Origin of the sequence: Nocardia tenerifensis NBRC 101015 (assembly GCF_000308715.1) — a bacterium.
Taxonomy (GTDB): domain Bacteria; phylum Actinomycetota; class Actinomycetes; order Mycobacteriales; family Mycobacteriaceae; genus Nocardia; species Nocardia tenerifensis.
Genome location: NZ_BAGH01000321.1, coordinates 1 through 2,421 on the forward strand (window position 1 = coordinate 1; position 2,421 = coordinate 2,421).

Here is a 2,421-nt window from a genome sequence, read left to right on the forward strand (position 1 = left end):
CGCCGAAACCCCGACCGCATCCGCAGTTCCCGGCACTGAGGCCGCGACTACCGCCGCCGCTGTATGTGCCACCGGTGACTCGCAGCCGCCACCGCCGAACTCCGCCCGCCTCCGACCCCGCGACCCCGTACCGAGTCCACGTCCCTATCTCCGCCGGCCCGCCGACCACCGCCATCGAACCCGCGCCGCGAACCCGGGGAACGCTGCGGCTGAGCCTCGACTGCCGTAACCGAACCGCGCGACCCACGCCGCTGAAGCCGACAACCATCTCCACCGAAACGCCGACCGCCGCTTCCGAATTCGCAGCTACCGCGACTGGACCCGCGTCCCCGCCGAACCCGCGACTCGCGCCGCTGAACCCGAGGATGGCTGCGGCGTCGGCGGCAGCCTCACGCACGTCACCGCCCGCAGTGGGGCGGATCCGGACCCGCCCGACCCGGCAGAATCCGCACTGATTCCGAGGAATCGCACTACTCGAGGGCCTGCGAAGAGCGCGGTCCTTGGGAAGCGGCTCGAATCCAGCTGAGCCTGCGCCGCCGTCACCGACCACGCGACAGCTGCCGCCGAACCGGCGGCCCTCGCCGCTGCGCCAGCGCTGAACCGGCGACCGCTGTCGCTGAACACATGGACAGCCGTTACTGAACCGACGACTACGCTGTTCCGCGACCGTCGTCACCCGGTCTGCGATTACCTCCGCTGAAACAGGGAGCTCTCTACGAGGGACCTTGCGCCGCAATCTAATTCGCAGCCAGCACCATATGGCTCGCAACCTTCGCTACCGACCCACGGCCCGCGACACGTGCAGGGAACCGCCGCCGCTGACCCGCACCGGGTCGGCGAGCATCGCCGCCGAGGCGCAGGCATGACGACCGAAGCGCGGCTACGATCTCCGAAACCCTTTCCGCCGCAGCAGAATTGGGTCTGGACTTCGAGTCCGCGGATATCGCCGTCGAAGGCGACTTCCGCACCGGACCCGCGCCGCAGGGTCTGCGGCGCGGGCTATCGTGTTCGCGGAGTCTGGGGTGACTCTGAAACTCGCACGCTCACAACGGGTCTGGCTTCGATCGGGGTGTAACCGTGCCTGACGGAGGGTGAACTCTTCGATCCGGGTTCTCCGGACCCCCAGCTCGAGGGCTGAGGGCCCGGAGCGGCGGAGGGGGTGTGGCCCCTGGCTGATACCAGACGAGCTAGGCGAGCCGGATGAGGCCGTAGTCGAAGGCGTGCCGGCGGTAGACCACCGACGGTCGGTCGGTCTCGCGGTCTTGGAAGAGGAAGAAGTCGTGGCCGACGAGTTCCATCTGGTAGAGGGCGTCGTCGACGGACATCGGGGTCGCGGTGTGCACCTTGGTGCGCACGATATGGCCGGGTCCGGCCGCGTAATCCGCGTTCTCCGTGGTCGTGTCGGTGCGGCGGGAGTCGCCGTCGGGGTGGTCGTGCGCGGCGGAGGAGCCGTTGGAGCGGGCGAACAGGGAGTCGTCCACCAGGTCGGCGGTCGCCTGGGCGACGGACACGGGGGTCTTGTCCCCGTAGTGCACCTTGCGGCGATCCTTGGTGCGGCGCAGGCGGCTCTCCAGCTTCGCCGTCACCGACTCGAGCGCGGCGTAGAAACTGTCGGCGCAGGCCTCGGCCCGGACGATCGGGCCCTTGCCGCGCGCGGTGATCTCGACGCGCTGACAACTCTTGCGCTGCCGCCGATTTCGTTCATGGAACAGCTCGACGTCGAAGATGAAAATGGATGGGTCGAAACGTTCGAGTCGGGAGAGTTTCTCCGCGACATAGATTCGAAAGTGATCCGGAACCTCCACGTTGCGCCCCTTGACCACGACGTCCGCGCGGGGCGTCCTGGTTCGGTCCGCTACAGACTCTCCGGTCGCGTCCATGGTGCCGTCGTCCAGCACCGAAGGATCGGCGTCTTGCACTGAAGGTCGTGAAGAAGTCGTCACGCGTACCTCCCGAATATGGCCGCACAGACAACGAGCGTGCGGCGGGATGAGCTGTGCCGATCGACGATCTCTCGGCACATGATGTCCGAGGCTTCACCTCCAAACTCCCGGTTCGGGTGTGTGATCGCGACGCTAGTACGACATCGGGGAGTACGCCAGTGTTCACGCAAATTTCCCGGAGTCAAACAGCACAGAGGACCACCGCGGCACGGGCAGGCAGTCCGATCCGGGCGAGCGCGCGCACCGACTCGCGCGCCGTCGCCCCGGTGGTCAGCACGTCGTCGACCAGCACTACCTCGGCGTTTGTCGGAATCGGCGGCACCGCGTCGCGGCCGGGTATCGTGGTGATACGACCACGAAGGTTGTGCACCCGCTCACGGGGTGTCAAGCCCACCGAATCATGTACGCCCCACCACACCCGCAGCAGAGATACCATTTGGCTATCGGGTAGCCAACTCGTGGCTACCAACGCCGTGCG

Annotated in this window: 2 protein-coding genes; both read right to left on the minus strand. The window is 67.3% G+C overall.

Translation table 11 applies throughout. From position 1 onward, the window contains the following. Window positions 1-1,187: 1,187 nt before the first annotated feature. Entirely contained in the window at window positions 1,188-1,943 is a 756-nt protein-coding gene (gene hpf / locus ON39_RS25945) for a ribosome hibernation-promoting factor, HPF/YfiA family (protein WP_040738307.1), read from the minus strand. Between the two features lie 181 nt (window positions 1,944-2,124). Beyond that, a partial coding sequence (locus ON39_RS25950; protein WP_040738308.1) for a ComF family protein occupies window positions 2,125-2,421 on the minus strand: 297 nt, incomplete at its 5' end.